This is a genomic window from Bradyrhizobium sp. 14AA (assembly GCF_054185205.1).
Genome location: NZ_JAVAYM010000025.1, coordinates 92392 through 107452 on the forward strand (window position 1 = coordinate 92392; position 15061 = coordinate 107452).

At 64.8% G+C, this 15061-nt stretch carries 14 protein-coding genes; 7 read left to right on the forward strand and 7 right to left on the reverse strand.

The genetic code is table 11. From position 1 onward, the window contains the following. Window positions 1–226 precede the first annotated feature (226 nt). Window positions 227–1531 carry a nicotinate phosphoribosyltransferase gene (gene pncB, locus RAD15_RS34390; protein ID WP_458183078.1) on the reverse strand — a complete coding sequence of 435 codons (1305 nt, stop codon included), beginning with the start codon at window positions 1529–1531 and terminating at the stop codon, window positions 227–229. Between the two features lie 74 nt (window positions 1532–1605). Next, window positions 1606–2526: a LysR family transcriptional regulator gene (locus RAD15_RS34395; protein ID WP_458183080.1), complete on the reverse strand. Its 921-nt coding sequence runs from the start codon at window positions 2524–2526 to the stop codon at window positions 1606–1608. 102 nt (window positions 2527–2628) lie between these two features. Between RAD15_RS34395 and pcaH the strand changes: the two genes are divergently transcribed. Beyond that, on the forward strand, window positions 2629–3417 hold the full coding sequence (gene pcaH / locus RAD15_RS34400) for a protocatechuate 3,4-dioxygenase subunit beta (RefSeq protein WP_458183081.1): 789 nt from the start codon (window positions 2629–2631) through the stop codon (window positions 3415–3417). 4 nt (window positions 3418–3421) lie between these two features. Further along, on the forward strand, window positions 3422–4048 hold the full coding sequence (gene pcaG / locus RAD15_RS34405; RefSeq protein WP_458183082.1) for a protocatechuate 3,4-dioxygenase subunit alpha: 627 nt from the start codon (window positions 3422–3424) through the stop codon (window positions 4046–4048). Between the two features lie 24 nt (window positions 4049–4072). On the opposite strand, the gene RAD15_RS34410 is transcribed toward pcaG, so the two are convergent. Both RAD15_RS34410 and RAD15_RS34415 read right to left on the reverse strand, forming a co-directional pair. After that, the gene (locus RAD15_RS34410; protein WP_458183084.1) at window positions 4073–4684 is read right to left on the reverse strand and encodes a LabA-like NYN domain-containing protein; all 612 of its coding nucleotides are present in this window, start codon (window positions 4682–4684) and stop codon (window positions 4073–4075) included. 311 nt (window positions 4685–4995) lie between these two features. Continuing rightward, the gene (locus tag RAD15_RS34415; protein ID WP_458183085.1) at window positions 4996–5901 is read right to left on the reverse strand and encodes a helix-turn-helix domain-containing protein; all 906 of its coding nucleotides are present in this window, start codon (window positions 5899–5901) and stop codon (window positions 4996–4998) included. Between the two features lie 50 nt (window positions 5902–5951). On the opposite strand from RAD15_RS34415, the gene pobA reads away from it, so the two are divergent. Beyond that, window positions 5952–7124 carry a 4-hydroxybenzoate 3-monooxygenase gene (gene pobA / locus RAD15_RS34420; protein ID WP_458183087.1) on the forward strand — a complete coding sequence of 391 codons (1173 nt, stop codon included), beginning with the start codon at window positions 5952–5954 and terminating at the stop codon, window positions 7122–7124. A 267-nt stretch (window positions 7125–7391) separates the two neighbouring features. Here the strand turns inward: pobA and RAD15_RS34425 are convergent, their stop codons facing one another. The 3 genes from RAD15_RS34425 to RAD15_RS34435 form a co-directional block, all read right to left on the reverse strand. Further along, window positions 7392–9542 carry a CHASE2 domain-containing protein gene (locus tag RAD15_RS34425; RefSeq protein ID WP_458183089.1) on the reverse strand — a complete coding sequence of 717 codons (2151 nt, stop codon included), beginning with the start codon at window positions 9540–9542 and terminating at the stop codon, window positions 7392–7394. 18 nt (window positions 9543–9560) lie between these two features. Continuing rightward, window positions 9561–10229 carry a hypothetical protein gene (locus RAD15_RS34430; protein ID WP_458183091.1) on the reverse strand — a complete coding sequence of 223 codons (669 nt, stop codon included), beginning with the start codon at window positions 10227–10229 and terminating at the stop codon, window positions 9561–9563. A gap of 189 nt (window positions 10230–10418) precedes the next feature. After that, window positions 10419–11558 carry an HD domain-containing phosphohydrolase gene (locus RAD15_RS34435; RefSeq protein ID WP_458183092.1) on the reverse strand — a complete coding sequence of 380 codons (1140 nt, stop codon included), beginning with the start codon at window positions 11556–11558 and terminating at the stop codon, window positions 10419–10421. A gap of 270 nt (window positions 11559–11828) precedes the next feature. Here RAD15_RS34435 and RAD15_RS34440 point away from each other — a divergent pair, with 270 nt between their 5' ends. From RAD15_RS34440 to RAD15_RS34455, 4 genes are read left to right on the forward strand one after another with little or no spacing between them, the layout of a single operon-like run. Continuing rightward, window positions 11829–12152 carry an STAS domain-containing protein gene (locus tag RAD15_RS34440; protein WP_458183094.1) on the forward strand — a complete coding sequence of 108 codons (324 nt, stop codon included), beginning with the start codon at window positions 11829–11831 and terminating at the stop codon, window positions 12150–12152. After that, entirely contained in the window at window positions 12152–12517 is a 366-nt protein-coding gene (locus tag RAD15_RS34445) for a response regulator (protein WP_018644022.1), read from the forward strand. The genes RAD15_RS34440 and RAD15_RS34445 overlap by 1 nt, the downstream gene beginning before the upstream one ends. Further along, window positions 12514–14580: a chemotaxis protein CheA gene (locus RAD15_RS34450; protein ID WP_458183096.1), complete on the forward strand. Its 2067-nt coding sequence runs from the start codon at window positions 12514–12516 to the stop codon at window positions 14578–14580. Before RAD15_RS34445 ends, RAD15_RS34450 begins: the two co-directional genes overlap by 4 nt. After that, a complete protein-coding gene (locus RAD15_RS34455) occupies window positions 14580–15041 on the forward strand; it encodes a chemotaxis protein CheW (protein WP_458183098.1) in 462 nt (153 codons plus the stop codon). The genes RAD15_RS34450 and RAD15_RS34455 overlap by 1 nt, the downstream gene beginning before the upstream one ends. Window positions 15042–15061 lie beyond the last annotated feature (20 nt).

Consider the following 15061-nt stretch of genomic DNA (forward strand, 5'->3'; position numbering starts at 1 on the left):
CAAATCGCGCAACGACCCCAGCGGAGCGCTGCGCCTGCAACGCCAAGTAGAGGAGATGGTTGCTTAACCTGGGCTGAAAACAGTGCGGGACCGCGGCGCAGGGTGAAGGCGTCGTGAAGCGGATGGCCGCAGATCGCTTCAAATACCGAGAAAGCGGAACTGGCGCGGTGTCGGCGAACCAATGCCGCGCATTCGTCGTGTGCGGTTTACTCGATTGAGAGAATTGCTAGACCAGCACCGGCTTGCGCACGCGGCCGGCGTCGCCGAACACGCGCAGGTACCGCTCGATCTCCGAGGGCATGCCGGTCGCCTTCTCCGGATTGTCGGAGAGCTTGACGGCGGGACGGCCGTCGACCGACGACACCTTGCAGACCAGCGAGATCGGATCGAGATTGAACGAGCCGTCCGGCGTGCAGCCGACGAAATCATTGGTGAGGTTGGTGCCCCAGCCGAAGGAGAGTCGCACACGGCCGGCAAAGTGATGATAGGTGTCCTCGATCGAGCCGACATCCATCGCGTCGGAAAAGACGAGCAGCTTGTCCTTGGGATTGCGGCCCTTCTTCTCCCACCAGGCGACGATCTCCTCGCCGGCCTGGATCGGCGGCGCGCTGTCGGGGCGGAAGCCGGTCCAGTCGGCGACCCATTCCGGAGCATCGCGCAGGAAGGCCTTGGTGCCGAAGGCGTCGGGCAGTGCGATCAGCAGGTTGCCGCCATAGGTCTGCCGCCACTGGTCGAGAATGCGATAGGGCGCCCAGCGCAACTCCTCGTCGTCCTTGGCGAGCGCGGCCGCGACCATCGGCAGCTCATGCGCATTGGTACCGATGGCTTCGAGATCGTTGTCCATCGCCAGCAGCACGTTGGAGGTGCCGATGAAGGACGAGCCCAGGCCTTCCTTCACCGCCTCCACGCACCAGCGCTGCCAGAGGAAGCCGTGACGGCGGCGAGTGCCGAAGTCGGAGAGCCTCAAATTCTCCAGCTTGCGCAGCCGCTCGACCTTGGTCCAGAGCTTGGCCTTGGCGCGGGCATAGAGCACGTCGAGCTCGAAGCGGCCGCGGCCCTTGATCGCCGCGCGCGAGCGCAGCTCGTTGAGGATCGCGAGCGCCGGAATCTCCCACATCGTGGTGTGGGCCCACGGCCCGTGGAAATGCAGTTCGTACTGGCCTTCGACCTTGCGCAGCTCGTATTCGGGAAGGCGGAATTCGGCCAGCCAGCGGATGAAGTCCGCCGAGAACATGTGGGTCTTGCCGTAGAAGGTGTTACCGGCGAGCCAGATCAGCTCTTTCTTGGTGAAGCGGATGGTGCGGGCGTGGTCGAGCTGGGCGCGCAGCTCGCCCTCGTCGATGATCTCGGCGAGCCGCACATGGCGCGAGCGGTTGATGACCGAGAAGGTCACCTGCTGATTCGGGTAATCTTCCCGAATCATCTGTAACATCAATAGCTTGTAGAAGTCGGTATCCAGCAGGCTGCGGATGATCGGGTCCAGCCGCCAGCTGTGATTGTAGGTCCGGCTCGCAATATCGGTCACTGTCATGGGGCAATTCTAGCGTGGCTCCCCATGCGCAACCAGTGGGTTTGGCGTGGGGCAGGCTTCCGAGAGGCCGAGGCTCAGCCGCCCGCAGCCGTCGCTGCGACAGTCTCGAGCTGGCTCCTGACCCAGCGATGGGCCGGGTCCTTCTGATAGCGCTGGTGCCAGACCATGAACATCGGCAGCTCGGCCAGTGTCCGCGTGCGGGATGCCAGCGGAATCCGTATCTGCGCGAAGCCGCGCATGACGCCGTCCGCCAGCAGGCTCGGCATGCTCGCCAGCATTTGCGAGCCGCGCAGGAAGGACGGCACGCCGGAAAAGCTCGGCACGGAGATCGCGATGTCGCGGTGGAATCCGTTGGCGGCGAGCCGGCGGTCGAAATCGAGCCGCTCATTATCGGTGTAGACCACCGTGATGTGGCGCGCCGCGAGATAGGCACCGCGGCTGGCTGGAGCAGTGCGTGTCTTGGCGTCGTAGTAGCAGACGTAAAAGTCCTGGAGCAGCCGCTTCTGCACGATGTCGATGCCGGAGGGCGGCAGCGGCGTGATCAGGAGATCGCAGCGGTTTTCGCGCAGCATCGCGGGTGAGGGTGACTGCGAGGGGATGACGCGCAGGTTCAGGCTCTTCACCTGGCCGGCGACATGGTCGAAGAACCGCGGCAGCAACAGGTCGCGCTGGAAGTCATTGGCGGCGACCGTCAGCGAAAGCTGCGCTCGTGCCGGCTCGAAGCTGACACCGCCGGCAAAGCTCCGCATCTCGTCGATCAGCGCGCGCGCCTTCGCGGCTAACGCTTGCGCATGCGCGGTGGCGACGATGCCGCGGCCGGATTTGGCGAACAGCGGGTCGCCCGCGATCCGCCGCAGCTTGTTCAGGGCGTGGCTGACCGCGGATTGCGTCAGGCCGAGCCGCGTGGCGGCCGCCGTGACCGAGCCTTCCTCCAGCACGGCGAGGAACAGTTCGAGGGCGTGGCCGTCGAGGGCCAAATGATCGATTTCTTTCATGCAATATATTATAATCGATCTATTTATCTGTGGAATAGACCGGCCCATGATCTCCCGATAAGCCGCGCCCCCGGACCGGGCGCCAAGGGAGAGACAACGCCGATGAATGCCCAGGCGCCAGCCTTGCGGGATCCCCGCCTCAATCGCCCCGAGCCCTTTACGCCGCCGCTCGGCGATGGCGGCTTCTTCCAGCGCGACCGTTCCATCCATCCGCCGGCGCATGCGCCGGGCTACAAATCCTCGGTGCTGCGCTCGCCGCGCCAGTCGCTGCTGTCGCTGGAGAATTCGGTCTCGGAGATCACGGGACCGGTGTTCGGCCACAACGATCTTGGCCCGCTCGACAACGACCTGATCCGCAACTACGCCAAGGACGGCGATCCCGTCGGTGAGCGCATCATCGTCCACGGCCGGGTGCTGGACGAGACCGGTCGCGGCGTGCCGAACACCCTGGTCGAGTTCTGGCAGGCCAATGCCGGCGGCCGCTACCGGCACAAGAAGGATACGTATCTGGCGCCGGTCGATCCGAACTTCGGCGGCTGCGGCCGCGCGCTGACCGACGACACCGGCTACTATTATTTCCGCACCGTGAAGCCGGGGCCCTATCCCTGGCGCAACTACGTCAACAGCTGGCGCCCCGCCCACATCCACTTCTCGGTGTTCGGCTCGGGCTTTGCGCAACGGCTGATCACGCAGATGTATTTCGAGGGCGATCCCCTGATTCCGGTCTGCCCGATCCTGACGACGATCCCGGACAAGGATGCGCTCGACCGCCTCGTCGCGCCGCTCGACCTCAACGCCTCGACGCCGTTCGACTCGCTCGCCTACCGCTTCGACATCGTCCTGCGCGGCCAGCGCTCCACCTATTTTGAAAACCGCACCGCGGGGAACTGAGTCCATGCCGCAGCCGCTCAACTATCTCAAGGAAACCGCTTCGCAGACCGCCGGTCCCTACGTCCATATCGGCCTGATCCCCGCGATGGCCGGCTTCGACATCTTCGAGAAGAATTTTTCCAATGTCCTGGTGACGCCGAACACCAGTGGCGAACGCATCACGCTGGAGGGCAGGGTGCTCGACGGCACCGGCACGCCGCTGCGCGACGTGTTGCTCGAGATCTGGCAGGCCAATGCGGCCGGCCGCTACAACCATCCGGCCGACCGCTCGGCCGGCGCGCTGGAGGAGGAGTTTCGTGGTTGGGGGCGTGCCGGCTCCGACTTCGAGAGCGGCCTCGTGACCTTCGAGACCATCAAGCCGGGCGCGATCCTCGACAAGTCGGGGCGCAAATGTGCGCCGCATATCAATGTCTGGATCGTCGCACGCGGCATCAACATCGGATTGAACACGCGGCTCTATTTCTCGGACGAAGAGGCCGCCAACGCCGCCGACCCCGTGCTCAATCTCATCGAACAACCGGCCCGGCGTTCAACGCTGATCGCAAAGCGCACTGAGCGCGCCGGAAAGATCGTGTATTCCTTCACGATCAATTTGCAGGGTCCGGAGGAGACGGTGTTCTTCGACGTCTGAGGATCCGGCGGCCGTCCCGCAGGATCACTCGACCCGGTCGTCGCGCTTGACGGTTCCGCGCGCGAGGGATTGCGGCGGCTGCCGCACCTCGCGCGATCCCGGTCGGTCGACCGGATCGCGCCCCACCGTTGGTTTCAGATCTGCCAAATCAATGAATGTGTCCGCTTGCCGGCGCAGGTCGTCGGCGACCATGGGTGGCTGCGTGGAGAGTGTGGAGACGACCGTCACGCGGACGCCGCGGCGTTGCAGGGCCTCCACCAGCGAACGAAAATCTCCATCGCCCGAGAACAGCACGATCTGGTCGACATGTTCGGCGAGCTCCATCGCGCTCACCGCGAGGTCGACGTCCATGCTGCCCTTCACCTTGCGGCGGCCGGTGGTGGCGTCGACGAACTCCTTGGTGAGCTTGGTGACGACGGTGTACCCGTTGTAGTCGAGCCAATCGATCAACGGGCGGATTGACGAGAATTCCTGGTCCTCGATGACGGTCGTGTAGTAGAAGGCGCGCAACAGCGTACCTCGGCTTTGAAATTCGCCGAGCAGGCGCTTGTAATCGATGTCGAAGCCGAGCGCCTTGGAGGTGGCATAGAGATTGGAGCCATCGATAAAGAGTGCGATCTTCCCAATTGAAGACATTGTGCACAAACCTCCAGTTCCGCGCGAAGCCAGCCTGTCCGCCGGCAGGGCACGGTGTGTCGGCGGGAAACACTGAAGGCGCCGATGGCTAGCCAAAAAAGCGACGCAGACGACCGGACAGGGGGGCCGTCTTGCGCCGAGGTCAGGGAGGTTCCACGCCACCAGCGCCTGGGCGCCGAATACAGCCACGCTAAGGCGTGCGCGATCCCTGCTCAATTGTACTGAGGTTAGGGGTCTCTATCCAAAGGATGGGACCCCATATACGAAGGTAAGTGGCCGCGCCGGCAACCGCCGGGGTCTCGTCCGATGCGTCAGCCTTCACCGCCATGCAGCTGGGCGCGAAAGGCGCGCGGCGACAGTCCCGTGGCGGCAGCATAGACGCGGCTGAAATAGGCGGGGTCCTCGAAGCCGAGCGCATAGGCGATCGTCGAGACCGGTAGGTTGGTATAGACGAGGTTGCGCCGCGCCTCACGGATCAGGCGGTTGAGGATCAGATGCGAGGCGGTGTCGCCGGTCGCCGCCCGCGTGATCCGGTTGAGATGCGTCGGTGTCACCGACAGCGCCCCGGCGTAGTCCGCAACGCTCCAGCGTTCCAGATGATGCTGCTCCAGCAGCGCCTCGAAGCGGCGGAACAGGCCGGATTCGGCCGTGCCGTTGCCGCCGTTCTCGCTCGTGAGCGCGCGGGCGACGAGCCCGATCATGGCCGACGACAATGCGCGCAGCACGTGCGCGCGGCCGAAATCGCGTGCGGCGTGCTCGGCGAAGATCTGCTTCATGGTGGCACGGATCTGCGGCGTGCCGCGCACCACGGCCGAGCGGGCCAGCGCGCCGCGCAAGCCCTCGGCGGCGAGCAACGCCTCGTCCAGAATCTCCCCCGCGATGGTCAGGACCCAGCCCTGGGTGTCGGGCACGAAGCGGAAGCCGTGGACGTGGCCGACCGGCACGTTGACGATCTGCATCGGCTTTAGCGGCACCACGCGCCCGTCCAGCGTCGCCTCCCCGCCGCCGCGCTCGATCAGGAGCACCTGGTGCAGCCGGGCATGGCGGTGCACCGCCAGGGTCCAGTCGTGAAGCACCGAGCGCGACGCAATCGTCTCGCAATGCACGACGTCGGGCAGATCGCCGGATTCGCCGAACAGATTGTAGACTCGGATCGCCGGGGCGGGGGCTGCGCCTCTCATGTTCGAATAGTACAAGACAAAGACGAAACCCTCCATCGGTTTGCGGCATTGAATCTGCAAAAAAGTGCCGACGGGAGGACGCAAAAATGAAAGTTCAGGTCTGTATCATCGGCGGTGGGCCGTCCGGTCTGCTCTTGTCCCAGCTCCTGCAGCTGAAGGGCATCGACACGGTCGTGCTGGAGAAATACAGCCGCGACCATGTGCTCGCCCGCATTCGTGCCGGCGTGCTGGAGCACGGCTTTGCCAAGCTGATGCGCGAGGCGCAGTGCGGCGAGCGGATGGACCGCGAGGGCGAGATCCACCGGGGATTCGAGATCGCCCATGACGGCGTGCTTTCCCAAATCGACCTGCACAAGCATTCCGGCGGCAATTCCGTGCTGGTCTACGGCCAGACCGAGCTGACGCGCGACCTTTACGAGGCGCGGGATCGCTTCGGCGGCAAGGTCGTACACAATGCCGAGGATGTGAAGCCGCATGATCTGACGTCGGACCGGCCCTACGTCACGTATCGCGCGAACGGCGAGACCATCCGCGTCGATTGCGACTACATCGTCGGCGCCGACGGCTTTCACGGCGTCAGCCGCAAGTCGATCCCGAAGGACGTGCTGCGCGAATACGAAAAGGTCTATCCGTTCGGCTGGTTAGGGGTGCTGTCGCGCACGAAGCCGGTATCGCCCGAGCTGATCTATGTGAAGCACGAGCGCGGCTTTGCGCTGTGTTCCCTGCGCTCGCAGGTGTTGAGCCGCTATTACGTGCAGGTGCCTTTGACGGACAAGGTGGAGGACTGGAGCGACGATGCGTTCTGGGCTGAGCTGAAGCGTCGCCTGCCGGAGGAGGTTGCCGGCCGCCTGATCACGGGCCCATCGATCGAGAAGAGCATCGCGCCCCTGCGCAGCTTCGTCGCCGAGCCGATGAGCTATGGCCGCCTGTTCCTCGCCGGCGACGCCGCCCACATCGTGCCGCCGACCGGCGCGCGCGGGCTCAACAGTGCCGCCTCGGACATCTACTATCTCTATCACGCCCTGCTCGGGCACTATCAGCGCGGCGATGATTCCGGCCTTGCAGGCTATTCCGCCAAGGCACTCGCGCGGATCTGGAAGGCGCAACGCTTCTCCTGGTGGATGACGATGCTGCTGCACCGCTTCCCCGACCGGCTCGAATACGAGGATCGGCTTCAGCAGACGGAGCTGGAGTATCTGCTCTCGTCCGAGACGGCGCAGCGCCTGCTCGCGGAGAATTATGTGGGGCTGCCGTTTTAGGCTCTGCGTTTCTTAGAGGGACCCGGCGCAGTAACGTCGCTCTTCCTTCTCCCCTTGTGGGAGAAGGTGGCATAGGCGGCCTTTGGCCGCCGTTCTTAAGAACGCCGAAGCGAAGCTTCGGCTATGGCGCCGGATGAGGGGTATGTTTTCGCGAATCCAAATGGGCGCTGGACGCGCGGAGAGGGACCCCTCACCCGTCTCACCGCTCCGCGGCGAGCCACCCTCTCCCACAAGGGGAGAGGGGAAGTACACTCGCGGTTGACGTCGCTACTTCCCTTCCAGGGTATTGACGGGCGTCCAATCGTGCGGCGGCGGATTTGCAGCGAGCGCCGTCGCGCGTTTTGCAAACAGCGCCGATGCCGGATCGGTCCCAGCCGTTCGCCCGAACGCGTCAGCGGCCTTCGTAAATTCCCTTGCCCGCCAGCAGGCGAGCCCTTCGGCATACGCCGCGGCCACCTTCGTCTGCCCGGCGCTCTCTGTACCCTTGTCGGCCAGCGGCTCGAACACCTTGATCGCCTCGCCGCGGCCCAGCACCCTGATCGCGTCGAGCTCGCGCCAGGCGAAGGTGTCGCCGGTCTGGGCCATCGTCGTCTCCGAGGCCATGATCGCGGTGCCGTAATATTTGTTGGCACCCTCGAGACGCGAGGCAACGTTCACGGTGTCGCTCATCACGGTGTAGTTGAAGCGGCGCCGTGAACCGATATTGCCGACCACGGCCTCGCCGCTGTTCAGCCCGATGCGGTGCGACAGGCCATGGCCGGCGAAGGCGGCATTGCCGGCATTGAGCTCTGCCAGCGTCTCGTGGCACTTCAGCGCGGCTCGGACGGCGTTGGCGGCGTGCGCGGGATCGTCGGCCGGCGCACCGAACATCGCGACGATGGAATCGCCGATATATTTGTCGACATAGCCGCCGTGGCTTTCGATGATGTCCGTCATGGCCGACAGATATTCGTTCATCAGCGTCACCAGCTCGCCCGGCGTCATCGTCTCGGCAATGGACGAGAAGCCGCTGAGGTCGGAGAAGAACATGGTGACGTTGCGCATCTCGCCGCCGAGTGCCGGCATCTTGCCGGAGGCGACCATGGTGTTGATCACCTCGGGGGCGAGATAGAAGGCAAAGCTCTTGCGCAGGAAGCGCTCGTCGCGATCGGCCAGCACGAAACGGTAGCCGATCATCATCGCGAGCGCCGCAAGGCTCGCGAGCGCAGGTTCGGCCAGCGGCAGTGCTTGGGCGTGAACGAATGCGCCGACGGCTACGGCTGTGTAAACGAGGGTGAGAGCGAACCACGCAGTCACCGCGCCGCTCGGTGCGAGCATGCAGGCCGCGCAAGCGATGATTGCTGCGAACACGATCGTGAGAATGCTTCGCAGCGGAAAGCCGAGCTCGGTCACGGCATCGCGCTCCATCAGATTTCGGACCGCGGTGGCGTGCACGAAGACGCCGGCGATGTCGCTGCGGGCCTTCTGCCCGGGGCTCGCCGGGACGGGCAGGGCGCATCGAGCGGCTGGCGTTCCGTCATATCCGCCGGACAGGCGCATGGAGGTGAGCTTGCGATCCTCGAAATTCAGCGTGGTGCCGAGCAGCACGACCTTGCCGTCGAAGGCGCGGCGGAAGAAATCGCGGTCGCCTTTTTCGACGCAGGCCCGCAGATCGGCGAAGGAGAAGGTCGGAACGTCGCGGCCGAGCCCGCGAAAGTTGAGTGTCAGCGTATTCGGCGTTGCGCTCGGGATCGCATAGCCGGACAATTCGGTCGCGCCGGACGGCGCAATCTCGGGCTTTCCGCCGAGCGCGCGCGCAGCGAGCTCGACTGCCATGGCGGGGACGGGCCGACCCTCGATGGCAAAGCTCAGCGGCATTCGCCGGATCACGTCATCGGAATCGGTATGGACATTGAGCGCGCGGATGAGGTTGCGCACCGCCACTTGCTGCGCGCGATAGGGCACCTCCGGATGGTCGTTGCTGAGGATCTCGCCGAGCACCAGTTTTCCGCTGTCGGAGACCTGGCGCAGCGCGATCAGATAGTCCCGGTCAAACCCCTTCATGCGGCTGCCGAGTGGTGCGTCGCCGAAGGGAATTTCCGATTGCTCGATCGAGTTCGGAAAGATGACGTCGAAGCCGATCACCTTGGCGCCGCCGTCGGCGATGCTGCCGAGCACCCGGCCGATCTCGCGCGTCCAGGTCTGCGTCGGCGATCCCTTGAACGGCGGGGTGCTGTAGGTCTCTCCGTCGATTGCCACCACGACGACCGGCGACGTCGCGGGATCGCGGCGCTCGCCGATCAGCTTGCCGCGGATCGCCGTGAGGATGTCGAGGGAGAGCCCTTGCAGCGTCTGAAGCGGCGGGGACGTGACGACGCCGCCCGCGAGGAGCGCAATCAGGATCGCCGCAACGATGTCCCGCCTGCCGATCCGCCGCATCGCGTCGTCGCAGGCCGTCTATTCGAGCCGCAACAGGCGGCCGATAATCGGGGTCGGCGACGGGGTGGCGCTGGCATCGACCTGGAAGGTGTAACGCTTGGGGCCGAGGGTTGCGAGATAGGTGCCGCCGGGGGTCAGCGACTTCCCGGCCTTCGCAAAATCATAGAACTTGCCGCTGATCATGACGTCGCTCTTGAGCGGCACGCTGATCGTGGGCTCCTTGCCGTCGGTGCGCTCGATCACCAGCGTGCTGCCGCTCTTAGCCTGGACCAGCGGGGCTGTGCCGTAGATCGTCGGCAGCTTGGACGGGGCACCCTTGGTATCGGACCGCATGGTCCGGAACGTGGTTGCGGCACTCTGGTTCGCCTCGCGTTCGGACAGCTGCGCTGCCTTGGTATCGCAGGGCACCTTGGTCCGCTGCACGTTGCCGAGCTGTACCGTGCTCTGCTCCGCGCCGACCAGGACGACGCCTTCGCTGACCGTCTCGCGCAGGCAGGATTTGAGATAGCTGAGCGTGATGCTCGCCTTGGGCCCGAGCTTGATGATCTTGCCGGGCGCGACATAGTCCATGAACTCGACGCCGTCGACCTTGCCTTGCACGTCCTCGACGATCGCCGCCGGGGTCTCCGCCAGCGCGGGGGCCGCAACACAGAATGCGCCGACTACGGCGCCGATCAGGCTTTTCATGGGAATTCTCATCCAATTCGACCGACGTAGGACCGGTCCCTGTCCTGGTCCGAATGCTTAGCAGCGGGGCGCCCAGGCAAGTGTGACCAGAATCACTCTTTATTCTTGGTGCCACTCTAGCAGGAACAGGTTCAACCCGGCGACCGGAGAAAAGGGAGCTGCGGCAAGCTGTTGGCCGGATGGCTAATGTCAGGCGACCGGGACGGGCTCGGGTGAACGGTCCTCGGCCGGACGGCTTTCCGCCGCACACTCTATATAAGGAGTGAGCGTGGTTTCGGCCTTCTGAAATGGCGTCGCTTGCTGACCTGCGGCGATCTCGACCACCTCGTCCCAGCGCGACAAAAAGGCCTCGACGCAGGCCGGATCGAACTGTCGCCCCTTGTTCTCGACCAGGTAATTGCGCGCCAATTCGAGCGGCATCGGCGCTTTATATGGTCGCCGCGTCGTCAGCGCGTCGAACACGTCGGCGACCGCGACCACGCGCGCGGCCACCGGGATCGCGTCCGCCCGGAGCCCGTTCGGATAGCCGGTGCCGTCCCAGCGCTCGTGATGGCCTGCGGCAATTTGCGCCCCGAGCTGGATCAGCTCGCAACCGGAGTCCGCCAGGATCCGCTCGCCGATCGTCGCATGGGTGCGGATCACCGTCATCTCGTCGTCAGTCAGCCTGCCGGGCTTGAGCAGGATCTTGTCGGGAATGGCGACCTTGCCGACGTCGTGCAGGGGCGCGGCGAGATAGATGTCGCGGCAGAGCCGGGCCGGCAGGCCGAGCTGCACGGCGATGATGCGGCTGTAGCGGGCGACCCGCAGCGTATGCTCGCCGGTGTCGTTGTCGCGGTATTCGACCGCCAGCGCGAGTCGCAGGATGATCTCCTCCTCACGCTCGCCGAGCTTTCGTGTCGCGGCCGCGACTTCGCTGGCCAGATGCGCCGCACGATCATTGAGCTTGCGCACGGCTGCACCAAGCTGAATCAAATTCCGCAAACGCACCGTCATCTCGACGCTTTGCGGCGCCTTGGGCAGGAAATCGGTTGCACCGGCCTGCAGCGCTTCCATCTTGACGTCGTCGGTCTGCCGCGACGTGATCATCGCGATCGGGATGTCGGCGCAGCCGGGAAGGGTGCGGAGCGTGCGGATGAAGCTGATGCCGTCCATATGCGGCATCTCGTAATCGACCAGCACGAGATCGAAGACGCGCTCGCGCGCGCAGGCCAGCGCTTCCACGGGATCGAGGAAGGTGGTGGCCTCGACCAGACCTTCGCCCTCGATGTGGCGTTTCAGGAAGTTGAGGACGGAGCGGCTGTCATCAACCAGGAGCGCTTGGGTCAGCATCGGTGGCCGGGGCTCTCTTCGCTGGCAAAGGCACGGAGCCAAGCCATAACCCGAGCGAATTTAACGCGAAGCAAATGCGTCGTACGGGCGCCACTGCGCCGCAGACATGCGCGCGTCGCATACGGATTTCAGCAGGCTGTGCACGCTTGCATGCATTTGCGCGAATTCCGAGAAAATGTGACCCGTAGTTGTACGGAGGCTCGCGTTAGGGGTTTGCTCATTCGATTCGCGTCAAACGTGTAATCGGAATTTAGCAAAGGCGGGGCAGCGATGGCGCTCAATCCCACGGAGCCGAAATGGTCGTTGCGGTTGCCCGCCGATTGCAGCATCGCGTCCATCCGCAGCGTCTATGACCTCATTCGCGAGGCGTTCGGCCGCCAGGAACGGCTCGAGATCGACTGCTCCAGCGTCGACAAGGCCGACGTGACCTCGATCCAGCTTCTACTGTCGACGGCCAAGACGGGCGAGGCCCAAGGCCGCCCGGTGGTCCTGACCTCCTTCTCCCAGTCGCTTCGCAACACCCTTCGCCGCGCCGGCTTTGCCAGCGAGGCGATGATCGATCAGCATTTCCCGCAAAAGAAAGATGGCACCTAATGGCCACGATTCTCACGGTCGACGACTCCCCCAGCATCCGGCAGATGATCAAGGTCGTGCTCGAGCCGGCCGGCCACAGCGTGATCGAGGCCGGCGATGGCGCGCAGGGGCTCGCCAAGGCGCAGGCGGGCAAGCTCGACCTCGTGATTACCGACCTCAATATGCCCGTCATGAACGGGCTGGAACTGATCCGGGCGCTGCGCAAGCTGCCGAGCGCGGTCGGCATGCCGATCGTCTTCCTGACCACCGAATCCAACGACGCGGTGAAGCAGGAAGCCAAGAGCGCCGGCGCCACCGGCTGGATCACCAAACCGTTCAAGCCTGAGCAGTTGCTCGCCGTTGTCGGCAAGCTGGTGCGCGCATGAGCGCAATGGACCCGACCGAGGTCTTTCGTCAGGAAGCCAGCGAACTCTTCGAAGTTCTTGAAGGGGCCCTGCTCGATCTCGGCCAGCGTCCCGACGACCGCGAACTCGTCGATTCCGCCTTCCGCGCCCTGCATACGATCAAGGGCTCGGGCGCCATGTTCGGCTTCGACAAGGTCGCCTCCTTCACCCACGAATTCGAGACAGCCTTCGACCGCGTCCGTAAGGGCGAGATCAAGCCGACGCAGGAGCTGATCTCGGTCGCGCTGGCTGCCAAGGACTATATCCGCGCGCTGATCGAGGATCCCCAGTCCACCGACGACATCATCGGCGAAGCCATCCTCGACGACCTCAAGCGTTTCGTCGCGTTCGACCAGCCCGTTGCAGCCGTCGTCGAGGCGCCGCCGCTGGCTCCCGGCGAGAGCAAACAGGCCGGCTGGCACCTTTATCTGGAATTCGAATCCCACATCCTGCGCAACGGCTCGAACCCGCTCGACCTGCTGGAGGATCTCTGCAAGCTCGGCCCGTGCTTCGTCGTGCCAGTGACCGACGGCATCCCGTTTCTCGACGAGATGGAGCCTGAAGACTGCTATCTGAAGTGGGACGTCAAGCTGCACGCGGCCTGCGACAAGGACGCGATCGACGACGTCTTCATGTTCGTCTCGGACGAGATGAAGCTGACGCTCTCGCCGCTGGAGCATGTCGAGGCACCCGCGCCGATGCTGCTGTTCCAGCTCGACGACGAGGAGCCGGCTCCTGTGGCCGAGGTGGCTGCGCCGGTGGTCGAGGTCGCTGCCGCGCTTGTCGCCGAGCAGCCCGTCGCAAAGGCGGAGCCCAAATCCGAGTCAAAGCCGGAGCCGAAGTCCGAGACCAAGCGCGAAGATCGTGGCATTGCCACGGTTCGCGTCCAGGCCGAGCGTCTCGACGAGCTGATGGACCGGGTTGGTGAGCTCGTCATCGCCCAGGCGCGGCTGACCCAGCTCGCCGCCTCCGGCTCCGATCTCTCGATCAAGATGATCGCCGAGGAAATCGAGCGCCTCGCGTCCTCCTTGCGCGACACCACGATGGGCGCGCGCATGGTGCCGATCGGCTCGCTGTTCGGCCGCTTCCGCCGCCTGGTGCATGATCTGTCGCGCGACCTGTCGAAGCCGGTCGAGTTCGTCACCACGGGCGAGGACACCGAGCTCGACAAGACCATGATCGAGTGCCTGGCCGATCCCCTGGTGCACCTGATCCGCAACGCCATCGACCACGGCATCGAGGACACCGCGACACGTGCCGCCAACGGCAAGACCGAGCAGGGGCGCATCGAGCTCGCCGCCGTTCATTCCGGTGCGCAGGTGCTGGTCACCGTGAAGGACAATGGCGGCGGCCTCAACACCGCGCGCATCCGCGCCAAGGCTGAGGAGCAGGGGCTGATCGCGGCCGGCGCCGTGCTCACCGATCACGAGATCCACCAGTTCCTTTTCCATCCCGGTTTCTCGACCGCGCAGACCATCTCGGCGTTGTCCGGCCGCGGCGTCGGCATGGACGTGGTCAAGCGCACCATCGAGAACATGCGCGGCTCGATCGACCTGTCGACCCGGCAGGGCCTGGGCACAACGGTGACGCTGCGCCTGCCGTTGACGCTCGCCATCATCGAAGGCCTCCTGATCCGCGTCGGCGAAGGCCGTTACATCATTCCGCTGTCGGCGGTGGAGGAATGCATCGAGCTGACCGCCGAGGACGAGCGCTCCCGCGGCCGCAACTTCCTCAACGTGCGCGGCAATCTCGTTCCATTCCTGCGCTTGCGCGAGATCATGACCGCATCCGGCGTGCCCGACCGGCACCAGAAGACGATCATCATCTCGACCGGCGAAACTCACGTTGGCCTCGTCGCCGACCAGATCATCGGCAACCACCAGACCGTGATCAAGTCGCTCTCCAAGCTGCACTCCGACGTCACGGTCTTCTCCGGCGCGACGATTTTGGGCGACGGCACGGCGGCGCTGATCCTCGACGTCGCGCAGCTGGTCTCGCTGGCGCAGTCGAAGGTCGAGAAGCAGCACATCAGCGAGGCGGCGTGATGAACGGGAATTTGGCTGGCGAGCGTCGGGCCGACGCGATGCAGGTCGTGATGATCGGCCTCGGCGAGGAGAAGTTCGCGCTCGATGCCGGCCTCGTGCGCGAGATCATCGATCCCGTGCCCGTGACCAGGGTCGCGGGCGCACGCGCCTTCGTTCCCAGCGTGATCAACGTGCGCGGCAACGTCATTCCGCTCGCGGATTTGCGCATCCGCTTCGGCATGCCGCAGCTCGACGACTCCGCCGACACGCGGATCGTCGTCATCGAGCTCGAGCTCGACGGCAAGCCGGTACTGGTCGGTGTCACCGCCGACAAGGTCTACGAGGTCACGGAGATATCGCAGACCGACGTGCAACAGACGCCGCGCGTCGGCATGCACTGGAAGCCGGAGTTCATTCGCTTCATCGCCAAGTGGCGCGAAGAGTTCGTCATCGTTCCCAACATGGAACGCATTCTGAATTGAAATGAGGTCTCGGGCGAGAC